This is a genomic window from Bradyrhizobium sp. USDA 4472, assembly GCF_054058595.1.
The window spans coordinates 4,221,928-4,242,154 of record NZ_JBSSAM010000001.1 but is presented as its reverse complement, the minus strand read 5'-3'; the positions used below and the strand labels follow the sequence as shown (position 1 = coordinate 4,242,154).

The 20,227-nt window shown below is 65.0% G+C and carries 21 protein-coding genes and 1 pseudogene; 9 read left to right on the top strand and 13 right to left on the bottom strand.

The window, feature by feature from the left end:
• Positions 1-71 precede the first annotated feature (71 nt).
• From ACVWZ4_RS19665 to ACVWZ4_RS19640, 6 genes are read right to left on the bottom strand one after another with little or no spacing between them, the layout of a single operon-like run.
• Positions 72-761: a response regulator gene (locus ACVWZ4_RS19665; protein WP_456699194.1), complete on the bottom strand. Its 690-nt coding sequence runs from the start codon at positions 759-761 to the stop codon at positions 72-74.
• The gene (locus tag ACVWZ4_RS19660; RefSeq protein WP_456699195.1) at positions 758-3,481 is read right to left on the bottom strand and encodes a DUF4118 domain-containing protein; all 2,724 of its coding nucleotides are present in this window, start codon (positions 3,479-3,481) and stop codon (positions 758-760) included. The genes ACVWZ4_RS19665 and ACVWZ4_RS19660 overlap by 4 nt, the downstream gene beginning before the upstream one ends.
• Before the next feature lie 40 nt (positions 3,482-3,521).
• Positions 3,522-4,127: a K(+)-transporting ATPase subunit C gene (locus tag ACVWZ4_RS19655; RefSeq protein WP_456740992.1), complete on the bottom strand. Its 606-nt coding sequence runs from the start codon at positions 4,125-4,127 to the stop codon at positions 3,522-3,524.
• A 12-nt stretch (positions 4,128-4,139) separates the two neighbouring features.
• Complete coding sequence (gene kdpB / locus ACVWZ4_RS19650; RefSeq protein ID WP_456740991.1) at positions 4,140-6,254, bottom strand: potassium-transporting ATPase subunit KdpB; 2,115 nt, start codon at positions 6,252-6,254, stop codon at positions 4,140-4,142.
• A 33-nt stretch (positions 6,255-6,287) separates the two neighbouring features.
• Complete coding sequence (gene kdpA, locus ACVWZ4_RS19645; protein ID WP_456740990.1) at positions 6,288-7,991, bottom strand: potassium-transporting ATPase subunit KdpA; 1,704 nt, start codon at positions 7,989-7,991, stop codon at positions 6,288-6,290.
• 52 nt (positions 7,992-8,043) lie between these two features.
• A complete protein-coding gene (locus ACVWZ4_RS19640) occupies positions 8,044-8,133 on the bottom strand; it encodes a K(+)-transporting ATPase subunit F (protein WP_456699199.1) in 90 nt (29 codons plus the stop codon).
• A gap of 443 nt (positions 8,134-8,576) precedes the next feature.
• On the opposite strand from ACVWZ4_RS19640, the gene ACVWZ4_RS19635 reads away from it, so the two are divergent.
• The 8 genes from ACVWZ4_RS19635 to ACVWZ4_RS19600 all read left to right on the top strand — a co-directional run bounded on the left by ACVWZ4_RS19635 (position 8,577) and on the right by ACVWZ4_RS19600 (position 13,622).
• Positions 8,577-9,044, top strand: a complete 468-nt coding sequence (locus tag ACVWZ4_RS19635; RefSeq protein WP_456699200.1) for a hypothetical protein — start codon at positions 8,577-8,579, stop codon at positions 9,042-9,044.
• Between the two features lie 133 nt (positions 9,045-9,177).
• Positions 9,178-9,426, top strand: coding sequence for a hypothetical protein (locus ACVWZ4_RS19630; protein WP_456740989.1), 249 nt, complete (start codon positions 9,178-9,180; stop codon positions 9,424-9,426).
• Positions 9,427-9,452: 26 nt separating this feature from the next.
• On the top strand, positions 9,453-10,370 hold the full coding sequence (gene dapA / locus ACVWZ4_RS19625; protein WP_456740988.1) for a 4-hydroxy-tetrahydrodipicolinate synthase: 918 nt from the start codon (positions 9,453-9,455) through the stop codon (positions 10,368-10,370).
• A 126-nt stretch (positions 10,371-10,496) separates the two neighbouring features.
• On the top strand, positions 10,497-10,679 hold the full coding sequence (locus ACVWZ4_RS19620) for a hypothetical protein (RefSeq protein ID WP_456790308.1): 183 nt from the start codon (positions 10,497-10,499) through the stop codon (positions 10,677-10,679).
• A gap of 10 nt (positions 10,680-10,689) precedes the next feature.
• Positions 10,690-11,082 carry a hypothetical protein gene (locus tag ACVWZ4_RS19615; protein WP_456738219.1) on the top strand — a complete coding sequence of 131 codons (393 nt, stop codon included), beginning with the start codon at positions 10,690-10,692 and terminating at the stop codon, positions 11,080-11,082.
• 3 nt (positions 11,083-11,085) lie between these two features.
• Complete coding sequence (locus tag ACVWZ4_RS19610; RefSeq protein WP_456699205.1) at positions 11,086-11,214, top strand: hypothetical protein; 129 nt, start codon at positions 11,086-11,088, stop codon at positions 11,212-11,214.
• A gap of 167 nt (positions 11,215-11,381) precedes the next feature.
• On the top strand, positions 11,382-12,017 hold the full coding sequence (gene upp, locus ACVWZ4_RS19605) for a uracil phosphoribosyltransferase (RefSeq protein WP_456736099.1): 636 nt from the start codon (positions 11,382-11,384) through the stop codon (positions 12,015-12,017).
• A gap of 33 nt (positions 12,018-12,050) precedes the next feature.
• Positions 12,051-13,622: an AMP-binding protein gene (locus ACVWZ4_RS19600; RefSeq protein ID WP_456742239.1), complete on the top strand. Its 1,572-nt coding sequence runs from the start codon at positions 12,051-12,053 to the stop codon at positions 13,620-13,622.
• A gap of 20 nt (positions 13,623-13,642) precedes the next feature.
• On the opposite strand, the gene ACVWZ4_RS19595 is transcribed toward ACVWZ4_RS19600, so the two are convergent.
• Both ACVWZ4_RS19595 and ACVWZ4_RS19590 read right to left on the bottom strand, forming a co-directional pair.
• A complete protein-coding gene (locus tag ACVWZ4_RS19595; RefSeq protein ID WP_456740987.1) occupies positions 13,643-14,809 on the bottom strand; it encodes an acyl-CoA dehydrogenase family protein in 1,167 nt (388 codons plus the stop codon).
• A gap of 135 nt (positions 14,810-14,944) precedes the next feature.
• Positions 14,945-15,116, bottom strand: a pseudogene (locus ACVWZ4_RS19590) (fumarylacetoacetate hydrolase family protein); the annotation flags it as partial.
• Positions 15,117-15,180: 64 nt separating this feature from the next.
• Here ACVWZ4_RS19590 and ACVWZ4_RS19585 point away from each other — a divergent pair.
• Complete coding sequence (locus ACVWZ4_RS19585) at positions 15,181-16,080, top strand: LysR substrate-binding domain-containing protein (RefSeq protein WP_456740986.1); 900 nt, start codon at positions 15,181-15,183, stop codon at positions 16,078-16,080.
• A gap of 177 nt (positions 16,081-16,257) precedes the next feature.
• On the opposite strand, the gene ACVWZ4_RS19580 is transcribed toward ACVWZ4_RS19585, so the two are convergent.
• From ACVWZ4_RS19580 to ACVWZ4_RS19560, 5 genes are all read right to left on the bottom strand, one after another.
• Complete coding sequence (locus ACVWZ4_RS19580; RefSeq protein ID WP_456740985.1) at positions 16,258-16,593, bottom strand: hypothetical protein; 336 nt, start codon at positions 16,591-16,593, stop codon at positions 16,258-16,260.
• 84 nt (positions 16,594-16,677) lie between these two features.
• The gene (locus tag ACVWZ4_RS19575) at positions 16,678-17,169 is read right to left on the bottom strand and encodes an Hsp20/alpha crystallin family protein (RefSeq protein ID WP_456699209.1); all 492 of its coding nucleotides are present in this window, start codon (positions 17,167-17,169) and stop codon (positions 16,678-16,680) included.
• Between the two features lie 74 nt (positions 17,170-17,243).
• Positions 17,244-17,705 (bottom strand): Hsp20 family protein, encoded by a 462-nt coding sequence (locus ACVWZ4_RS19570; RefSeq protein ID WP_456699210.1) that lies wholly within the window; start codon positions 17,703-17,705, stop codon positions 17,244-17,246.
• A gap of 218 nt (positions 17,706-17,923) precedes the next feature.
• Positions 17,924-19,402 carry an amidase gene (locus ACVWZ4_RS19565; protein WP_456742238.1) on the bottom strand — a complete coding sequence of 493 codons (1,479 nt, stop codon included), beginning with the start codon at positions 19,400-19,402 and terminating at the stop codon, positions 17,924-17,926.
• Positions 19,403-19,418: 16 nt separating this feature from the next.
• Positions 19,419-20,216: an FAD binding domain-containing protein gene (locus ACVWZ4_RS19560; protein ID WP_456736103.1), complete on the bottom strand. Its 798-nt coding sequence runs from the start codon at positions 20,214-20,216 to the stop codon at positions 19,419-19,421.
• Positions 20,217-20,227 lie beyond the last annotated feature (11 nt).

Here is a 20,227-nt window from a genome sequence, read left to right as displayed (position 1 = left end):
CGAGGGACCCTGGATTGCCTCGCTGCGCTCACAATCACGATGTGGATAGAGCATCGCTCCCGATAGGAACGTCAATCCGCCGCCTTCAGCCGGTACCCGATTCCCGTCTCGGTCAGCACGTATTGCGGCCGCTCCGGATCGGCTTCGATCTTCTGGCGCAGTTGGCGAACATAGACGCGCAGATATTGCGCATCCGTCAGTTCGTCCCAGAGCTCCTTGAGCAGGAAGCGATGGGTCAGCACCTTGCCGGCGTGCTGCACCAGCACGCGCAGCAGGTCGTATTCCTTCGGCGACAGCTTGACCTCGCGCTCGCCGAGCTTGACGATGCGACGAACGAGATCGACCGAGAGATCGCCGGTGCGGAACACCGGCCGCTCGCCCTGCACCTGAAGCTGGTGCCGCAGCGCGGCGCGCAGGCGCGCCAAAAGCTCGTCCATCCCGAATGGCTTGGTCAGATAATCATCGGCGCCGAGGTCGAGCGCCTGGACCTTGCCGGCCTCGTCGCCGCGGCTCGACAGCACGACTATCGGCACACTGTCATGGCGGGCACGGATGGTGCGCAGCAACTCATGGCCTTGAATGTCGGGCAGGCCGAGATCGAGGATGATCAGCGCGGGCTCCTCGGCGAGCTTCTCCAGCGCGATCTTGCCGTTCGATGCCTCCAGGATCTCGTAGCCCTGCGTTGAAAGCCCCATCCGCAGCAATTTGCGGATCGGCGGCTCGTCGTCGATCACCAGGACCTTGATCGGGGCAGCGCTCATGCGGCGGTATCCAATGCTTGGGTCTGTGCTGGGACCGGCAGACGGATGGTGAGAACCGCACCGCTGCGATCGCTGCGATTGGCTGCCGTGATCGTGCCGCGCATCGCCTCGACGAAGCCGCGGGAGATCGCAAGCCCAAGCCCGGTGCCGGGGCGAACATGGTCGCCCTTCTGCACGCGGTAGAACTTGTCGAACACGCTCTCGACCTCGTCGGCCGGGATGCCGGCGCCTTCGTCGGCGATCTCAAGCACCACCTGATCGTGCTCGCGCCGGCTCTTGATCGCAATCATGGTTTCGGGCGGCGAATACTTTGCCGCATTGTCGAGCAGGTTGAACAGCACCTGCTCGAACAGCACGGCATCGAGCTCGAGCATGGGAAGATCGGCGGCGAGGACCAGCTCGACCTTGTGCGCGGCCAATATCTTGGACGCCCGCCGCAGAGCGCTGCCCACGATCTCGCCGAGATCGTGCAGCGCCGTGTTGGGCACGATGGCACCGGATTCGAGCTTGGTCATGTCGAGCAGATTGGCGATGAAGCGGTTGAGGCGCTCGGACTCGTCGATCACGGTCGCGAGCAGATCGCGCTTCTCGGTGTCGGACAGTGCGCCGGCGAGATCGCGCATGGTCGAGGCCGCGCCCAGCACGGAAGCAAGTGGCGTCTTCAGATCGTGTGAGATCGAGGTCAGCAGCGCCGAGCGCAGGCGTTCGGATTCCACCGTGCGTTTGACGCGATCCATGTCCTCGACCAGCAGCACGCGCTCGATCGCGAGAGCGCCTTGGTCGACCAGCGCATCCAGCAGCCGGCGCTGGTCCGGTGTCAGCAAAGGGCCAGTACGGTCGTCGTCGATACCGATGACGCCGATCGGGCCGCGCCCGGTGCGCATCGGCAGGAACAGGCGCTTGGCGCCCGGCAGCGTATCCGAACCGCGGCCGGCGGAGCGGTCATTGCTCCAGGCCCAGTTGGCGGCGGCGAGGTCGGCCTGGTCGAGCTGATCTTCCGGCGGATAGCCTGACTTCACGGTCAAAAGCCCGTCCTCCGGCAGCAACAGGACGACGCGGACCTTCAGCATCAGCGCGATCTGATAGGCCGAGGCCCACAGCACGTCATCGAGCGTCGCCGTGCCGGCAAGCTTGCGGCTGAAGGCATAGAGCTGCTCGGTGGTCCTGATGCGGCCGATCGCGGTGTCGGCCTGCGTGCGCACGCGTGCGGCGACGTTCGAGACCAGGATCGCGATCAGCATGAAGAAGAAGAACGCCGCGACGTTGGTCGGATCGGTGATGGTGAAGGTGTAGACCGGCGGCAGGAAGAAAAAATTATAGGCGAGCGAGGCCGCCAGGCTCGCGAGCAGCGACGGCCAAAGGCCGTAGCGCACTGCGACCGCAACCACGGCCGTGAGCAGCACGAGGTCGACGTTCTCGATGCCGAAGCGAGGCTGGAGCAACTCTGCGGCGCCAAGGCCGACCAGCACGACGCCGAGCGATTTCAGATAGGGCAGCGGATTGAACGGCTCGGCCCGCGCCGCGGTCTGCACCGCCGTCTTCGGCACCGCCTCGTCCGTCAGCTCGTCGCCGGGAATGACGTGAACGCTGATATTGCCGGCGCGCCGCACCAGGTCGTGCACGACAGACCCGCGCGTCATCTCGAACCAGCGCGAGCGGGTCGATTTTCCGATCACGATCTGGGTGACGTTGTTGCCTTGCGCGAAATTGATGACGTCGTCGGCGATGCGGCGACCGACGGCGGGAATGGTCAGCGCCTCGCCGCCGAGCGATTCCGCGAGCCGCAGCGTGTCCGCCAGCCGGTCACGCTCCTGGTCCGAGAGCTGGAGCGAGCGTCGCGTCTCGATCGAGATCGCCGTGAACTGTGCATGCAGCCGGTCGGCCAGCCGCTTGGTGTAGCGCACCAGGCCTGCCGCGCGGGGATCCTCGCTGACGCAGACCAGGATGCGCTCGCCCGCGGCCCAGGGACCGGCGATGGCGTTTGCCTGCATGTGAGTGAGCAGCTGCTCGTCGACCCGCTCGGCCGTGCGCCGCAGCGCGAGCTCGCGCAGCGCGGTCAGATTGCCCGGCGAGAAGTAATGCTCGAGCGCCCGCTCGGCCTGCTTGGGGACATAGACCTTGCCTTCACGCAGGCGCTGGATCAGGTCGTCGGGCGTGAGGTCGATCAGCTCGATCGCGTCGGCGCGGTCGAAGATCGAATCCGGCACGGTCTCCCGGACCCGCACATGGGTGATCTGGGCGACGACGTCGTTCAGGCTCTCGATGTGCTGGATGTTGACGGCGGTGTAGACGTCGATGCCGTGGGAGAGCAGCTCCTCGACGTCGAGATAACGCTTGGGATGACGGCTGCCGGCGGCATTGGTGTGGGCGAGCTCGTCCACCAGCGCGATCTTCGGTCGCCGCGCGATCACGGCATCGAGGTCCATTTCCTCCACGATCTGGCCGCGATAGTCGAGCCGCTTGCGCGGGACCACCTCAAGCCCGCGAACCAGCGCCTCAGTCTCGGCCCGGCCATGGGTCTCGACAAAGCCGACCACGACATCGATGCCGGCCTTGCGCCTGGCATGGGCGCTTTGCAGCATCTCGTAGGTCTTGCCGACACCGGGGGCGGCGCCGACGAAGATCTTCAGCTTGCCGTTCGCGCTCTCCTCCCGGCGCGCGGCTTCCAGCAGCGCCTCCGGCGACGGTCGTTGTTCGGGATCGCGGCGCTGTTGAACCATCAGGCCAATATAATCATCCAGATATTCCCGGCATAGAGCGCTACTTCGTGGAAGCACGATCCAGCGCGAGATTCAGCGCCAGAACGTTAACCCTGGGTTCGCCAAGCAGGCCGAACAGACGGCCCTGGGTGTTGGCGGCGACAAGCTGCTTCAGTTGGTCCTCCGACATGCTCCGCGCCTTGGCGACGCGCGCGACCTGGAATTCCGCCGCCGCAGGGGAGATATCAGGATCAAGTCCGCTGGCCGAGGTCGTGACAAGATCGACCGGCACCGCGGCATTCGGGTTCTCGGCCTTAAGCCTCTCCACGTCCTCCTTCAGCCGGTCGGCCAGCGCCTTGCTGGTCGGGCCGAGATTGGAGCCTCCGGAATTGGCGGCGTTGTAGGGCGCCGGGACCGTCTTGCTCGAATCATTGGGGTCCGGCGCCAGCGTCGCCGAGGGACGGCCGTGGAAATATTTGTCGTCCTTGAATTCCTGCCCGATGAGGGCGGAGCCGATCACCTTGCCGTCCTTCTCGATCAGGCTGCCTTGCGCCTTGGCGGGAAAGATCGCGCCGGCAATGCCGGTCATGGCGAGCGGATAGGCGAGGCCCGTGATGGCGGTGAGCACCAGCAGGAGGACGATGGCGGGGCGGATTTCTCTGAGCATGTTGGGGCTCCTTTAGGCGAGGTGCAGGGCAACGACGACGAGGTCGATCGCCTTGATGCCGATGAAGGGAATGATGATGCCACCGAGCCCGTAGATCAGGAGGTTGCGCCGAAGCAACGCGCCGGCACCGACGGCGCGATAGGCGACGCCCTTCAGCGCCAGGGGGATCAGGCCGATGATGATGAGCGCGTTAAAGATGATCGCCGACAGGATGGCGCTCTGCGGGCTCGACAGGTTCATGACGTTCAGCACGTTGAGCTGTGGGTAGAACGCCAGAAACATGGCCGGGATGATCGCAAAATATTTTGCGACGTCGTTGGCGATCGAGAAGGTCGTCAGCGCGCCGCGCGTCATCAAGAGCTGCTTGCCGATCTCGACCACCTCGATCAGCTTGGTGGGATTGGAATCGAGGTCGACCATGTTGCCGGCCTCGCGCGCAGCCTGCGTGCCTGTGTTCATGGCGACACCGACGTCGGCCTGGGCGAGCGCCGGCGCGTCGTTGGTGCCGTCGCCGCACATGGCCACCAGCTTGCCTTTGGCCTGCTCGTCGCGGATCAGCTTGAGCTTGTCCTCGGGCGTTGCCTGCGCCAGGAAGTCGTCGACACCGGCTTCCGCGGCGATCGCCGCCGCCGTCATCGGGTTGTCGCCAGTGATCATGACGGTGCGGATACCCATGCGGCGCAGCTCGGCAAAGCGCTCGCGGATGCCGCCCTTGACGATGTCCTTGAGCTGGATGACGCCGAGCAGCTTACCGTCCCTGGCGACGGCCAACGGCGTCCCGCCGGCTTTCGAGATGTCGTCTGCAATGGTCTGGATCTCGCGGCCGATCTCGGACAGTGGTGCAGGCTGGATGGCGCGCGCCGTATTGCCCGACGCCACGGCCATCGGCGCGCCGCCGCCGGCATAGTTGAGCATGGCATCAACCGCGCCCTTGCGCACCGAAGAGCCGCCGGCATCGACACCGCTCATGCGGGTCTGAGCCGTGAACGGGATGAAAGTCGCCCCGAGCTCGGCCATGTCGCGGCCGCGGATGCCGTATTTCTCCTTCGCGAGAACGACGATGGAGCGGCCCTCGGGGGTCTCGTCGGCAAGCGAGGCGAGCTGAGCGGCGTCCGCCAGCTCCTGCTCGCCGACACCGCGCACCGGTCGGAACGCGGTGGCTTGGCGGTTCCCGAGCGTAATGGTGCCGGTCTTGTCGAGCAGCAGCGTGTCGACGTCGCCGGCCGCCTCGACCGCGCGGCCGGACATCGCGAGCACGTTGAAGCGCACCAGGCGGTCCATGCCGGCGATGCCGATGGCCGAGAGCAGCGCGCCGATCGTGGTCGGAATCAGCGTCACAAACAGCGCGACCAGCACGATCACCGAGATCGAGCCGCCCGCATAGGCCGCATAGCTCGGAATGGTGACGGTCGCGAACACGAAGATGATGGTGAGGCCCGCGAGCAGGATGTTCAGCGCGATCTCGTTCGGCGTCTTCGCGCGCTCGGCCCCCTCGACCAGCTTGATCATGCGATCGATGAAGGTCGAGCCCTGCGCCGCCGTGATGCGGACGCGGATCCAGTCGGATAGCACCTGGGTTCCGCCTGTCACCGCGGAGCGGTCGCCCCCGGACTCGCGGATCACGGGTGCGGATTCGCCTGTTATGGCGGCCTCGTTGACGGACGCGACGCCTTCGATCACCTCACCGTCGGACGGGATGGTGTCACCCGCCTCGACCAGCACGATGTCGCCGACCTTGAGGCTCGTGCCCGGCACCAGCTTGAAGTCCTTACCCGCGCCGCTCAGCAGCTTGGCCTGGCTCTCGCTGCGGGTCTTGCGCAGCGAATCGGCCTGCGCCTTGCCACGGCCTTCGGCCACCGCCTCAGCGAAGTTCGCGAACAGCACTGTGAACCAGAGCCAGACGATGATCTGGAAGGTAAAGCCGAGATTGGTGCCCTCAGTGACGAGATCGCGCAGGAAGATCACCGTGGTGAGCGCGGCCACGATTTCGACCACGAACATTATGGGGTTCCTGATCATCAGCCGCGGGTCGAGCTTGGTGACGGAAGCGCGGATCGCCGGCACGACGATCTTGGGATCGAGCATCGCCGAGACGGACGCGCGCTTCTGCAGTTTCATGGTTTCCATGGAGGTCACTCCAGACAATCAGAAGAGGTTCGATCAGAACACTTGGCCTGCATTCATCGCGAGATGCTCGACGATGGGGCCGAGTGCGAGCGCCGGGAAGAAGGTGAGGCCGCCGATGATCAGGATTACGCCGACGACGAGGCCGACGAAGAGGCCGCCGGTGGTCGGGAACGTGCCCGCCGACGGCGGAATGGATTTTTTGGCGGCGAGCGAGCCCGCGATCGCCATGGCCGGCACGATCATGAAGAAGCGGCCGACGAACATCGCGCTGGCGAGGGTGAGATTGTAGAACAGCGTGTTGCCGGTGAGGCCCGCGAACGCCGAGCCGTTGTTGCCGGTCGCCGACGTATAGGCGTAGAGCACCTCGGTGAAGCCGTGGGGGCCGGCATTGGCCATGGAGGCCACCGCCGCGGGATAGACCACGCCGACCGAGGTCCAGCCCAGATACATCAGCGGCAGCACCAGGATCGCGAGCATCGCCATCTTGACCTCGCGCGCCTCGATCTTCTTGCCGACATATTCCGGCGTGCGGCCGACCATCAGGCCCGCGACGAAGATCGCGAGCACGACGAACAGCAGCATGCCGTAGAGGCCGGCCCCGACGCCGCCGATGATGATCTCCCCTAGCTGCATGTTGATCAGCGGGATCATGCCGCCGAGCGCGGTAAAACTATCATGCATGGCGTTCACCGCGCCGCAGGACGCCGCCGTGGTGATCACGGCGAACAGCGAGGACGCAACGATGCCGAAGCGAACTTCCTTGCCCTCCATGTTGCCGCCGGTCAGGCCGAGCGCCTGAAGCATCGAAGTGCCGTTGGCTTCCGCCCAATAGGTGATCGCGACGCCGGCGACGAACAGGACGCCCATCACGGCGAGGATCGCGAAGCCCTGGCGCTGGTTGCCGACCATGCGGCCGAACACATTGGTCAGCGCGGCGCCCAGCGCGAAGATCGACAGCATCTGCACGAAGTTCGACAGCGCGGTCGGATTCTCGAAGGGGTGCGCCGCATTGGCATTGAAGAAGCCACCGCCATTGGTGCCGAGCATCTTGATCGCGACCTGCGAGGCCACCGGCCCGACAGCGATGGTCTGCTTGGCGCCTTCGAGCGTCGTGGCCTCGACATAGTCGCCGAGCGTCTGCGGCATGCCCTGCGAGACCAGGAACAGCGTATAGACCACGCAGATCGGCAGCAGCACATAAAGGGTGCAGCGGGTCACGTCGACCCAGAAATTGCCGACCGTGCGCATCGAGGCGCGCGAGAAGCCGCGGATCAGCGCCACGGCGAGCGCGATGCCGGTCGCGGCCGACAGGAAGTTCTGGTGCGTCAGGCCGACCATCTGCACGAGATACGAAATCGTGCTCTCGCCACCGTAGTTCTGCCAGTTGGTATTGGTGATGAAGGAGATCGCGGTGTTAAAGGACAGATCCTCGGCAACCGCGGTCTGCCCGGCCGGATTGAAGGGCAGCACCGCCTGCAGGCGCATCACACCGTAAATGATCAGGAAGCCGCCGACATGGAACAGCAGCATGGAAACCGTATAGGTCAGCCAGTGCTGCTCGCGCTTCTCGTCAACGCCTGAGATCCAGTAGATGCCGGCCTCGATCGGACGCAGCACCGGCGAGAGAAACGTTGTCTCGCCACTGAACACACGCGTCATGTACCAGCCGAGCGGTTTTGTCAGCGCGACGATGACGACGCAGAAAAGAATGATCTGGAGCCAACCGATCACAGTCATGGAATCAACCCTTCAGGCATTTTGTCCGCCGCAACAGCGGCAGCCGCACGGCTCAGAACCGTTCCGGCCGCAGCAGCGCATAGGTGAGATAGACCAGAAGGCCGAACGAGACGGCACCGGCGAGCGCATAATCGAACATCATGATCCGCTCCGTCACAGCCGTTCGCAGGCGTAGGTGTAGCCGATCGCTAGGGCAAAGAAGCCGAAGCCCAGCGCCAGCATGAGAATGTCCATCATGGGAAAACTCCTCGTTGCGCTCCGTGGCGGAGGCAACTGTGTCTCACTTCCCCGGCAGGCAGCTTGCGTTGAATCAAGTGCAACGCATGTGCAGCAGTTGCCGGCCGGGACTTTCACCGCCTTCACGTGCCACCACGCACATAGGTTTTCGAGACGTGGGCTCTGGCGAAGTTATAGGAATCTCATAAAGGACGGCGCGCCGGCGACGCGTTGCATCCCGCGCGGATGGGGCCATTGCTTATGAGATTCCTATATCTCCCAACCCCTTCCCGTCTCGTTTTCCAATGCTCTTCCCGCCATCCTGAACAGGCCGGCCGACGGACCGACGCCCGCTCCAGGAGGCCTGATATGACCGTCGCTTTCCAACACTATGATCCACCGGCCCTCACCGACCGCCTCCGCAACGCGCAAGGCATGACGCGGCCGTTGATGCTCGAAATCATGGACAAGGCCTGCCGCCGCTTCCCTTCTCTCGGACAGACCGAGCGCACCGCGCGCGTCATGCGCCTGATCGATGCCGAGGCGTGGACCGATGCCGCGCTGGCGCTGATGGAACTCGAACTGCCGCTGTGGCAGGTCCGCCGCATCGCCTACGATGAGGGCGAATGGCACTGCGCACTGTCGCGCGAACGCGAACTGCCGGACTGGCTCGACGCGGCGGTCGAGGGATGCCATGGCGACCTCGCGGTCGCGCTGATGTCGGCTTTCGTGGAGATACAGGCACTGGCCGTCGAAACTTCGCGGCCGAGCGTTCCCAGCGTGCGTCCCGCTGCGGATGCGCTCTACGAGCCGGCGGCTTGCGAGAATTTCAACTGAGCGCGAAGCCTTATGGCGTTCCTATGAGATCGCCGAGCGCCCTCTCTCGAAATCCTATCCATCGAGAAAGATATTGATCGGGAGGTTGCGGGACGAAATTCCGCCCCTCGCGTCAATTGGAAGGACTTCATCCGTGAAACTCGTCGAACCTCCCTCGTGCAGCTCGCTCTCCAGCATCGTCTTCATCGGCCGGAACCATCGCGGACAATGGATTGCGCAGGAGCAGCACGGCCTCTATGGCGGCCTGTTCGTCCGCCGCGCCCAGGCGATCAAATACGTGCTGTTCGAGAACGGACATCATCCCGAGACCATCGTCGAACTGCCGCGCGAGATCGAGCTCGACATGGGTAAACACCCCGACCTCTCGCAGCGCGCGGCCTGAGCGCCGCGCATCCGGGCAAGCAAGCCATGTTCATTCCTCCTTCAGCCTGGTTCACCGGTTTCATCCCGGATCTGCCGACGCCGTTCGACGCAGCCGACACGATCGACCTCAGGGCGTTCGCCGCACTGTGTGAGCGCCAGGTTGCAGCCGGCGTGCCTGCGATCGTGGTTTGCGAGACGGCGGGCGAAGCGCCGACGCTTTCGGCCGCCGAGCAGGAACTCGTCATTCGCACCGCGGTCGAAGTTGCCCGCGGGCGGGCGCGGGTCATCGCGGGTGCGATGTCGAATGCGACCGGCCGCGCTGTCGAGCTTGCGCGGCGCGCAGAGGCAGCCGGTGCCGATGCCGTCATGTCGGTGGTGCCCGCCTACAACAAGCCGATGCAGGAGGGGATGCTCGCGCATTTCCGCGCCATAGCCGGCGCGATCGGCCTGCCCGTGATCCTGCACGACGTCCCCTCCCGCACGCTGCGTCCGCTCGCCGACGAGACATTGCTGCGTCTGGTCGAAGCCCGCCAGTTCGTGGGCCTGCGCGATGGGAGCGGTGACAGCACCCGCCCGATGCGCCTGAGCCGGCTGCTGCCATCTGGCTTTCGCCTGCTATCGGGCGACGACGTCTCCACATTCGGCACCCTCGCCGGCGGCGGCGACGGCGCAATCTCGGAGGTTTCCAACATCGCGCCAGATCTATGCCGCACGATCTTCTCACAAATCCGGCAGGGTCGCCTGCAAACGGCGCGCTACCTGCACAAGCGCCTCGTGCCGCTCATCGCCTGCCTGTCCCGCGAAAGCCCGGCTGCACTCAAATACGCACTGAGCACGCTGGGCCTGATGTCGCCCGCGACAAGGCTGCCGATCGTGCCGCTGGATGATCTGGCTCGGGCCGAGGTCCGGAGAGCCTTCATGGCGATTACCGACGAGGAGCTGATCGACAGCATCGGCGCTTAGAGAGCGCGCCTATAGCGCTCCTATACGACAACACCCACACCCGTCTCGCATTCCTATGCTGCGATGCTCACTATCAGAAGCCAGATAGGGCGACTGTCTCGTCGCCCGAGAGACAAGGACTTCCATATGTCGATGCTGACACAGGGCTTTCAACGCCCCTTCCGCTGGGCCGAAGGCCCGGCCAGGGAACGCAGGGCCGAGCTCAAGCGCGTCGCGCGGCGTGCACTTGCGGTGCTCACGATGGGCAGCGTGCTCACGGCGCTCATCGTGCTGAAGACCGCCATCCACGTCTGGCACCTCCACGCCTGAGGGCGCTATGATGACCTTGCAGACGTGTGAGGAGGCCGCCATGGCCGCGATTGCTCTTCAAGCTGTTGATCGCCAGCCGCGGCAGCGGCCTGCGGCGGAATTGACGCCGCTCGATCCCGACGTCGTCAGCGCCGCCATTCCCGCCTTTTTCATCGGCCGCAACAAGGTCGGCCTCTGGGTCGTCCGCGAGGCGCGCGGACGCATCGGCGGCCTGTTCCTGTTCAAGAGCTCGGCCGTCGATTTCGCCAACCGCCAGAGCGCGCCGGCACGGTGTGCGCTGGTGTTTCCCGCCGAGACCTTCGAGCTCGACATCGAGAACCGCGGCAATCCGCTGATCGTGCTGGCCGAACGAGCCAGGCGGCTGCTGGCTCGCCTCACCGCGGTGCCCACCGCGGACAGCTAGCATATGCCGCTCTTCAGGGGACCTCTCGAGCACGCGGTCACCACGACCATCCTGACCATGACGCTGAGCCTGATCTGGGGGGCGGTCCTGACGATCGTGATCACGCTCGCAGCGCGTGGGCTCGGGGTCTAGAGCCTTCGATCACTTCCGCGGGCCGACCGCGAAGTGACCAAGGCTGCCCATCAGGCGAGCAACCGGGCAAGAACGGCGATCGCGATGACGGACAGGCCGCCCCGGTCCTTGCGGAAAACGCCCGGCCGATCTGGCGCAGTTTCACGGAACCGTGTTAGACGGGCTGCATGAGCACAAGCAGCGTCAACGTCGTCGCCCACCCCCTGGTCCAGCACAAGCTTTCCCTGATGCGGGAGAAGGATCGCTCGACCAAGAGCTTTCGCGAGATCCTGAACGAGATCGGGATGCTGCTCGGCTACGAGGTGACGCGCGACCTGCCGCTGGAGCTGGTCGGGATCGAGACGCCGATCTCGCCGATGCAGGCGCCGAAGATCGCCGGCAAGAAGCTCACGCTGGCGCCGATCCTGCGCGCCGGCGTCGGCTTCCTCGACGGCATGCTGGCGCTGATGCCTTCGGCCCGCATCGCCCATATCGGGCTCTACCGCGACCCCGAGACGCTGCAGGCCGTGGAATATTATTTCAAGGCACCACAGGACCTGTCGGACCGCACCGTGATCCTGATGGACCCCATGCTGGCGACCGGCAATTCGGCCTGCGCCGGCGCCTCGCTGCTGAAAGACCGCGGCGCCCGCGACATCCGTTTCGTCTGCCTGCTGGCAGCGCCGGAAGGCGTTGCGAAGTTCCAGGACGAACATCCGGACGTGCCGGTCTGGACCGCCGCGATCGATGAGCGGCTCAACGACCACGGCTATATCGTGCCGGGCCTGGGCGATGCCGGCGACCGGATGTTCGGCACCAAGTAGACAGGTTTGCGCGATCGGGCTACTCCGGTGGCCATGCACGCCGACGATGTTTCGCTGCAATCGCTGATCGAATCGGAGACATCAGCCGAGCCCGCCTTCGTGTTCGACGGCACGTCCGTGTCGCGCACGGAATTTTCGATGAAGGTCGAGCAGACCGCTGCCTGGCTTGCCGCGCAGGGCATCGACAAGGGCGACGTCGTCGCGGTCTGGCTGGTCAACCGGGTCGAATGGATCGCGCTGCTGTTCGCCGCCGCCAGGCTGGGTGCGATCGTCGCCGCCGTCAACACGCGGTATCGCAGCGCGGAGGTGGTGCATCTTCTGAAACTGTCCGGCGCCAAGCTTCTGGTGGTCGAGGCCGCGTTTCGCTCGATCGATTTCGCTTCCATTCTCGCCGACATCGCCGGCGAAGAGGTGCCGGCCCTGCAGAAGGTCGCGACGGTCGGCGCGGATGCGATCGCCGCAAAATGGTCCTGCACGCGCTTCGATGCGTTCGATAAGCCCTATCCGCTGACTCCCGCCCAAGAAGACATCGACCTGCCCGTACTGCTCTACACCACATCGGGCACGACAAAAGGCCCGAAGCTGGTGGCGCATTCGCAGCGAACGCTCGCAAGCCACGCGAAAGCCGTTGCCAAGGCACTCCAGCTCTCGCCGCAGCGTCACGCTCTACTGGCGATGCTGCCATTCTGCGGCACCTTCGGCATGACGAGCCTGCTGGGCTTCATCGCGGCGGGCGCGACCGTCCACGTGCTCGACGCTTTTGAGGCGGCACCGGCTTTGAACATCCTCAGCAAGCAGCAAATCACACACGCCTTCGGCTCCGACGAGATGTTTCGCCGCATCCTCGCACTGACCCACGCGCCGCGGCCGTTCCCGCATCTCGAAGTCTGCGGCTATGCCGCGTTCCAGCCCGGCTGGCGCGAGCTGGCTGCAGAGGCCGAGACGCGCGGCCTGCCGCTGTTCGGCCTCTACGGCTCGAGCGAGGTGCAGGCGTTGTTCTCGATCGGCCGCCACGGCGACGCTTTCGCCGATCGCATCGAGGGCGGCGGCTGGCCGATGTCATCAGAGGCGAAGGTGCGCGTGCGCGATACCGAGAGCGGCGAGCTCACCGCTCCCGGCGTCTCCGGCGAGATCGAGATCAGCGCGCCATCGCGCTTCCTCGGCTATTTCAACAACCCGGAAGCGACGCGCGAGGCCATCACCGCGGACGGCTTCTTCCGGACCGGCGATATCGGCCGTCTCCGCGGCAACGGCGCCTTCGTCTATGAGACCCGCGCCGGCGACGCCATGCGCCTCGGCGGCTTTCTGGTCGCGCCTGGCGAGATCGAGGACGAGCTCAAGTCCTGTGCCGGTGTCGCCGACGCCCAGGCGGTCGCTGTCGATCTGAAAGGCCAGGCGCGCTGCGTCGCCTTCGTGATCCCTACTGGTCGACCGCCGCAGCAGGAAACCTTGGTCGCGCGCCTGCGTGAGCGGCTCGCCGGCTACAAGGTGCCGGCACGCATCTATGTCGTGGATGCCTTCCCGGTCACCGACAGCGCCAATGGCGTCAAGATCCAGCGCGCAAAACTCCGCGCCATGGCGATGGAACGGATCGCCGCCGAATAGAAACCTTCAGAGCAACCTGCTCAGTACGATTTGGCGAGGCCCAGCACCTTCTCCGCGATGAAGCTGAGCGCGAGCTGCGGACTGACCGGCGCGATGCGGGGGATCAGCACCTCGCGCAAATAGCGCTCGACGTGAAATTCCTTGGCATAGCCAAAGCCGCCATGGGTCATCACCGCCTGCTCGCACGCCGAGAAGCCGGCTTCGCCGGCGAGATATTTCGCAGCGTTGGCCGCGGCGCCGCAGGGCATGCCCTTGTCGTATTGCCAGGCCGCCGACATCACCATCAGCCATGCCGCCTCGAGCTCGACCCAGTTCACGGCGAGCGGATGCTGGATGCCTTGATTTTTGCCGATCGGGCGATTGAACACGACGCGCGTCTTGGCGTATTCGGTCGCGCGCGACAGTGCGAGCTTGCCGAGGCCGACGGCCTCCGCCGCGATCAAGATACGCTCGGGATTCATGCCTTCGAGGATGTACTCGAAACCCTTGCCCTCTTCGCCGATGCGGTCCTCCATGGGAATTTCAAAGTCCTCGAAGAACAGTTCGTTGGAATCGACGATCTTGCGGCCCATCTTCTCGATCTCGTGGACCTTGATCTTGTTGCGGTCGAAGTCCGTGTAGAACAGGCTGAGACCGTGGGTCGGCGAGCCCACGTCTTCGAGCGGCGTGGTCCGCGCCAGCAGCAGGATCTTGTGCGCGACCTGCGCGGTCGAGATCCATACCTTCTGGCCATTGACGATGTAGCGGTCGTTCTTGGCGACCGCGCGGGTCTTGAGCTGCGTGGTGTTGAGGCCGGTGTTGGGCTCCGTGACGGCAAAGCACGCCTTCTCGCGGCCCTCGACCATCGGCGGCAGCATGCGCTTGCGCTGCTCCTCGGTGCCGAACACGACCACCGGATTGAGGCCGAACACGTTGATGTGCACCGCAGAGGCGCCGGACATGCCGGCGCCTGACTCCGCGATGGTGCGCATCATGATCGCGGCTTCAGTGATCCCGAGCCCGGAGCCGCCATAGGCTTCCGGCACGCAGATGCCGAGCCAGCCCGCGTCGGCCAGCGCCTTGTGGAAGTCGTGCGGGAAGCCGCCGTCGTGGTCCTTCTTCAGCCAGTAGGCATCGGGAAAGCCTTCGCAGATCTTTGCGATGGCGTCGCGAATGGCTTCCTGCTGATCGGTGAGCGCGAAATCCATCGGTGTTGATCTCCCTGATCGCCCTGCTCGCGCTGTTGACTTGAAGCTCGGTACATAGACCTGAACGCCCCCGTCAGGTAGATGTACCACGCATGCGGCCATGTTCGACGGAAATGCCGCCACGCGGCAAGATCATCAGACGACGTTGAGCGACATGTCCGGCAAGCCTCGGGCTTGCACCGAGCGCGTCGCTCTTCACCACGGGGCCGACATGCTCCGGCGTGCCGGAATAGATGATGTCGCCGGCCTTCAGCTCGAACGCTTCCGACGACTTTGCGATCTGCTCGGCGGCGCTCCAGATCCACCCAGGCCGGTCCGCCCAAATGTGCTAGCATGGAACTTGCATAGATTCTGGGCGACATGGACGCCGCATGAACCTCATCAGTCTCGATATCCGCATGCTCCGGTCGCTGATCTCGGTGGTCGAGACCGGCAGCATCACCGAGACTGCGCGACGGCTGGGCCGCACCCAGCCGGCGATCACGCTGCAATTGCAGCGGCTGGAGGAGCTCACCGGCAAGCAATTGTTCGACCATGCCGGCCGCAGGCTGACGCTGACCGACGACGGCACTGTCGTCCTCACCTACGCCAAGTCTATCCTGAGGTTGCATGACGAGCTGATCTCGCAGCTGGCTTGGCAGGAGATCGAGGGCCAGGTCGTGCTCGGCACGCCCGACCTCTACGCGGCGTTCATGCTGCCGCAGATCCTCAGCGTGTTCCGGAAATCTTTCCCGCGCGTTCAGGTCGAGCTTAACTGTGCGCTGTCGACGCCGCTCGTCGGCCTCGTCAAGCGCGGCGATGTCGACATCGCACTCGTCACCCGCATGAACGATTTCACCGGCGGTCAGGTGGTGCGGCGCGAGCAGCTGGTGTGGATGACGGGCGAGCAGTCCACGGCGCATCAGGAGCGACCGATCCCGCTTGCACTGCTGCCGCCGGGCAACATCTATCGCGACTACGCCATCGATACGCTGGAACGCGCAAACCTGCGCTGGCGCGTCGCCTGCGTCAGCGAAAGCGTCGGCGGACTGCAAGCCGCCGCCTTCGCCGGCATGGCCGTCACCGTGCTCGGCCGCAGCGCCCTGGTGCCGGCGATGCGCGAGATCGGGCCGAATGAAGGGTTGCCCCCGCTGCCGAAGATCGAGCTGCTGCTGTACAAATCCAACGGCGCCACCTCGAAGGCCGCGACCGCGCTGCACGACTATCTCGCGCACTATCTGCGGCTCGACGACGAGCTCAGCGGCCGCGGCACGCCGATCGAGCTGTCGTAACTCCTGCGATTCAGTGATGCTCGCCAGCGTTTCGCAAAGCCCTCGACACCCAACATCGGGGATTTAGCTAGCCAGCCCGGGGCGCAGTGATGAGGCCTTGCAGAGCGAGAAACGGAACGACGCAGACCGCCGAGGCCTGACCGAGCAGCACGAGCCCGAGAACAGTCTGCGTGAGCATCATGTGCTTTGCCCCTCTGCGGCGGCCCGTGGCCGCCGCAGCCGCATCGGTACGCCGCCGCCGCGCGGCGGGTCGTCATTGTCGTTGTCACCGCCGAGCTTGCGCAGGGCGGCCAGGATATCGGCGAGCCGGACCGCGTGGTTCATGCCGGGGATTTCGCGCAAGGCGGGACAGGATTCCACGGTGTACATGTCGGACGCCCAGGACGACAGGATGATCCGCTTCTCCGGGGTGGAGAGCTCCTGCGCATTCAGGACCTCGGCAGGCGAATCGTAATGGGCTGCGGGATGAAACAGCGGATTGAGATCGCCGGAATTGGCATTCACGTTGGTCATTGGCGGTGCCTCCCTCATACTCCTTTCAAATCGAGGGTCTGTTGACGGGGACGGCGGCGTCGATCGCCGCCGTCCGGGTTGACGCTAATGCGTGTTGATCGGGATGCGCTTGACGCCTTCCCGCGCCTTCTCGGACTTCGGCAGCGATACGGTCAGGACGCCGTCCTTGAACGAAGCCTCTGCCTTGTCCTCCTCGACGCCATCCAGCGGGATCTGCCGTTCGAAGGCGCCATAATAGCGCTCGGTGAAGTACCGGCCATCGCCGTTGCGCTCAGCCTTCTTCTCGCCGCGCACGGTCAGGACGCCGTTGGCGATCTCCACCTGGACGTCCTTCTCGTTGAGGCCGGGAAGCTCGGCCGAGACCGTCAATGTCTTGTCGGTCTCGCTGAGCTCGACCTTGGGCCAGCCGAAACGGCCTTCCATCAGCGGCGACAGGCTGGTCCCGCCGAAGCCGCGGAAGACGTCCTCGAACAGGCGATTCATCTCGCGGTGAAGCGTCAGGAAGGGGTCGAAATTGTCGCGCGATTGCGCGAGCTCCTGGTTTTTCGACCAGGGAATGAGATCACGAAAAGCCATTGTTCTCTCCTTGATGCATCGGGAGCGCGGCGCGCATTCGCACGCCGCGTTCCGCCACTGAACCGATCGAGCGCTTAGGCTGCTTTCTTCTGCTCGATCTGCGATGCCGCAGGAGTGCCGCCCGCGATCGGAATCCGGCGCGGCTTCATGGCTTCCGGAACCTCCCGGACGAGGTCGACGATCAGGAGCCCGTCCTGGAACGAGGCCTGCTTCACCTGGACATAGTCGGCGAGGTTGAACACGCGCCGGAATGGCCTGGCGGCGATGCCCTGATACAGGTATTCGCGCGCAGCGGTCTCGGGCTTCTTGCCCTCGATGGTGAGCGCGTTCTGCTCGGCCGTCACGTTGATATCGCTGGGACCGAAACCTGCCACGGCAAGGCTGATCCGGTAATGGTCTTCACCGGAACGTTCGATATTGTAGGGGGGATAGTTGTCCTCGTTCGCCTGGCGCAACGTGCTGTCGACGAGGTCGGCCAGGTGATCGAAGCCGATGGTGGAGCGCCACAGCGGCGCGAAGTCGAAACTGGTCCTCATAACCAAGTCCTCCAAAGAGCAAGATGGATACGAAGGAGCGCAAGACAGGTATCAGACGGGTCCGATGACCGGTCCGGCGCCCGCGCCGGGCCCGATCTGGCACCCGGCACACCGCTCTCGCGGCGAAAAACGACTTATAAAAACCGCTGTCGATTTCAAGAGGTCGCCTCGAAAAATTTTCGAATCCCGGCAGACGAGAGGCCGGGCCGGTTCCAGCCCTACGCCTTGGGCCGTCCACGCAGTGCCACCTGCGGCCAGAACTTCGCCCAGGGCTGCGTCTGCTCGAACGCGGCGGCGATCCGGAAGATCGTGGGCTCGTCGAGCCAGGGCGCGATGATCTGAAGCCCGATCGGCATGCCGTCACGATCGAGACCGCAGGGCAGTGTCGCGGCCGGAAGCCCGGCGAGGTTGATCGGCCAGGTGAACGGCGACCAGCCGAGATGCGGATCGACCTTGCTGCCGTCGATGGTGTCGACGCCGATCTTGGCGGCCCCGAACGCGGTCACGGCAACCGTCGGCGTCACCAGCACATCGACGCGTTCGAACAGCTTGATGAAGGCATTGCGCACCTGGCCGCGGCGATAGCTCGCTTCGATGTAATCCGTACCGCTGTAGCGCCGGCCGGCGCTGACGACATCGCGATAGTGCGCTTCGGAGTCCGCGAGATCGGCCCGCGTCTTGGTCGAGACCGCGGCCGCCTGCTCGGTAAATGCGATCGGCTTCAACGTATGCTCGAGGATATCAGGATCGAGACCCGGCTCATCCATGGTGACTCGCGCGCCGCACGAATCGAGAATCGCGAGCGCCCTGCCGAAAGCTGCGCATACGTCGGAACTGACGGCGGCATAGCCGAGATCGGCGCTGGCGCCGACACGAATACCATCCAGGCGCCCTGCAGTCGTATCGAAGCGGCGCGCGGACACGCGAAGGCTTGCGGCATCGCGCAGATCGTAAGCAGCGATGATCTCCAGCGTCAGCGCGGCATCGGCAACGGTCCGCGTGATCGGCCCGGTATGCGCGAGCGAGGCCCAGGACGGCGGCGAGAAGCCGGGCGAGCGTGGCACGAGACCGAAAGTCGGCTTCAGGCCAAACACACCGCAAAAGGAGGAAGGCACACGGATCGAGCCGACGCCGTCGGTGCCGATTGCGATCGGGCCACAGCCGGCAGCGACGCCCGCTGCCGCACCGCCGCTCGATCCACCACTGGTGCGACCAGGATTCCAGGGATTGCGCGTGATGCCGGTGACCGGGCTGTCCGCCGTCAACTTGTACCCGGACTCGCAAGTGGTGGTCTTGCAGGTGATGATCGCGCCTGCTGCCTTCAGCGCCGACACCACGGCAGCATCGGCTTCAGGAACAAAGCCTGCGTTCATCGGCGAGCCGGCATAGGCCGGCACGCCCGCGACGAAGATGAGGTCCTTGATCGTGACAGGCACGCCGGCGAGCGGTCCCTGGTCTTCGCCCGCGTGCATTGTCTTCGTGAGGCGATCGGCCTCCGCTCGCGCCTGCTCGTACATCGGCGTCACCACCACGTTGCAGGTCTCGTTCGTCGCCTCCAGCGCGGCGATGGTGTCGTCAACGACATCGCGCGGCGTGAATGCCTTGCGCCGGTAGCCGGCCATGATCTCGGTTGCGGAAAGCGCGCCAAGGCCAGTCGGCGCCGGCGGGAGGGCCGTTCGGCCGGAACCATCAGTCATCATCAACCCTACGGAACTAGACGAGCGCCGCGTCGACGGCGCGCTTGGCCATGACAGTGACGAGATGCGCCCGGTAATCGGCTTCGGCATGGATGTCGGATGTGAGACCGTCGGTGTCGATCTTGATCGCCGCGATCGCGGATGGATCGAAATTTTGCGACAGCGCCGCTTCCATCGGGGGCACGCGGAACACACCCGGCCCCGCGCCCGTGACCGCGACGCGAACACCATCGGCGAACTTCGCGACGAACACGCCGACCAGCGCATAGCGCGAGGCCGGCGCCTTGAACTTTGCGTAGCCCGCCTTGAGCGGCACCGGAAAACGGATCGCGGTGATGATCTCGCCCGCTTCCAGAGCGGTCTCGAACAAGCCGAGGAAGAACTTGTCCGCCGCGATCTCACGCATGCTGGTGATGATGGTGGCGCCGAGACCGAGAACGCCGGCGGGATAGTCCGCGGCCGGATCGTTGTTGGCGACTGAGCCGCCGAGGGTGCCGCGGCTGCGCACGGCAGGATCACCGATCATCGAGGCCAATGCCGTGAGCCCGGGGATTTTCGCCTGCACCAGTTTCGAGGCTGCAACCACCGCATGCGGCGTCATCGCGCCGATGGTGATGGTCTCACCGTCGTCGGTGATGCCCTTGAGGGATCCAAGCTTCGACAGATCGACCAGCGCGGGCGGATTGGCCAGCCGCTGCTTGAGCGTCGGGATCAGCGTCATGCCGCCAGCGAGGAGCTTGCTGTCCTCGATCGAGGTCAACAGCTTGGCCGCATCGGGAATTTGGACGGGCTGATGATAGGCAAATGGCTTCATTGTTGTCCTCC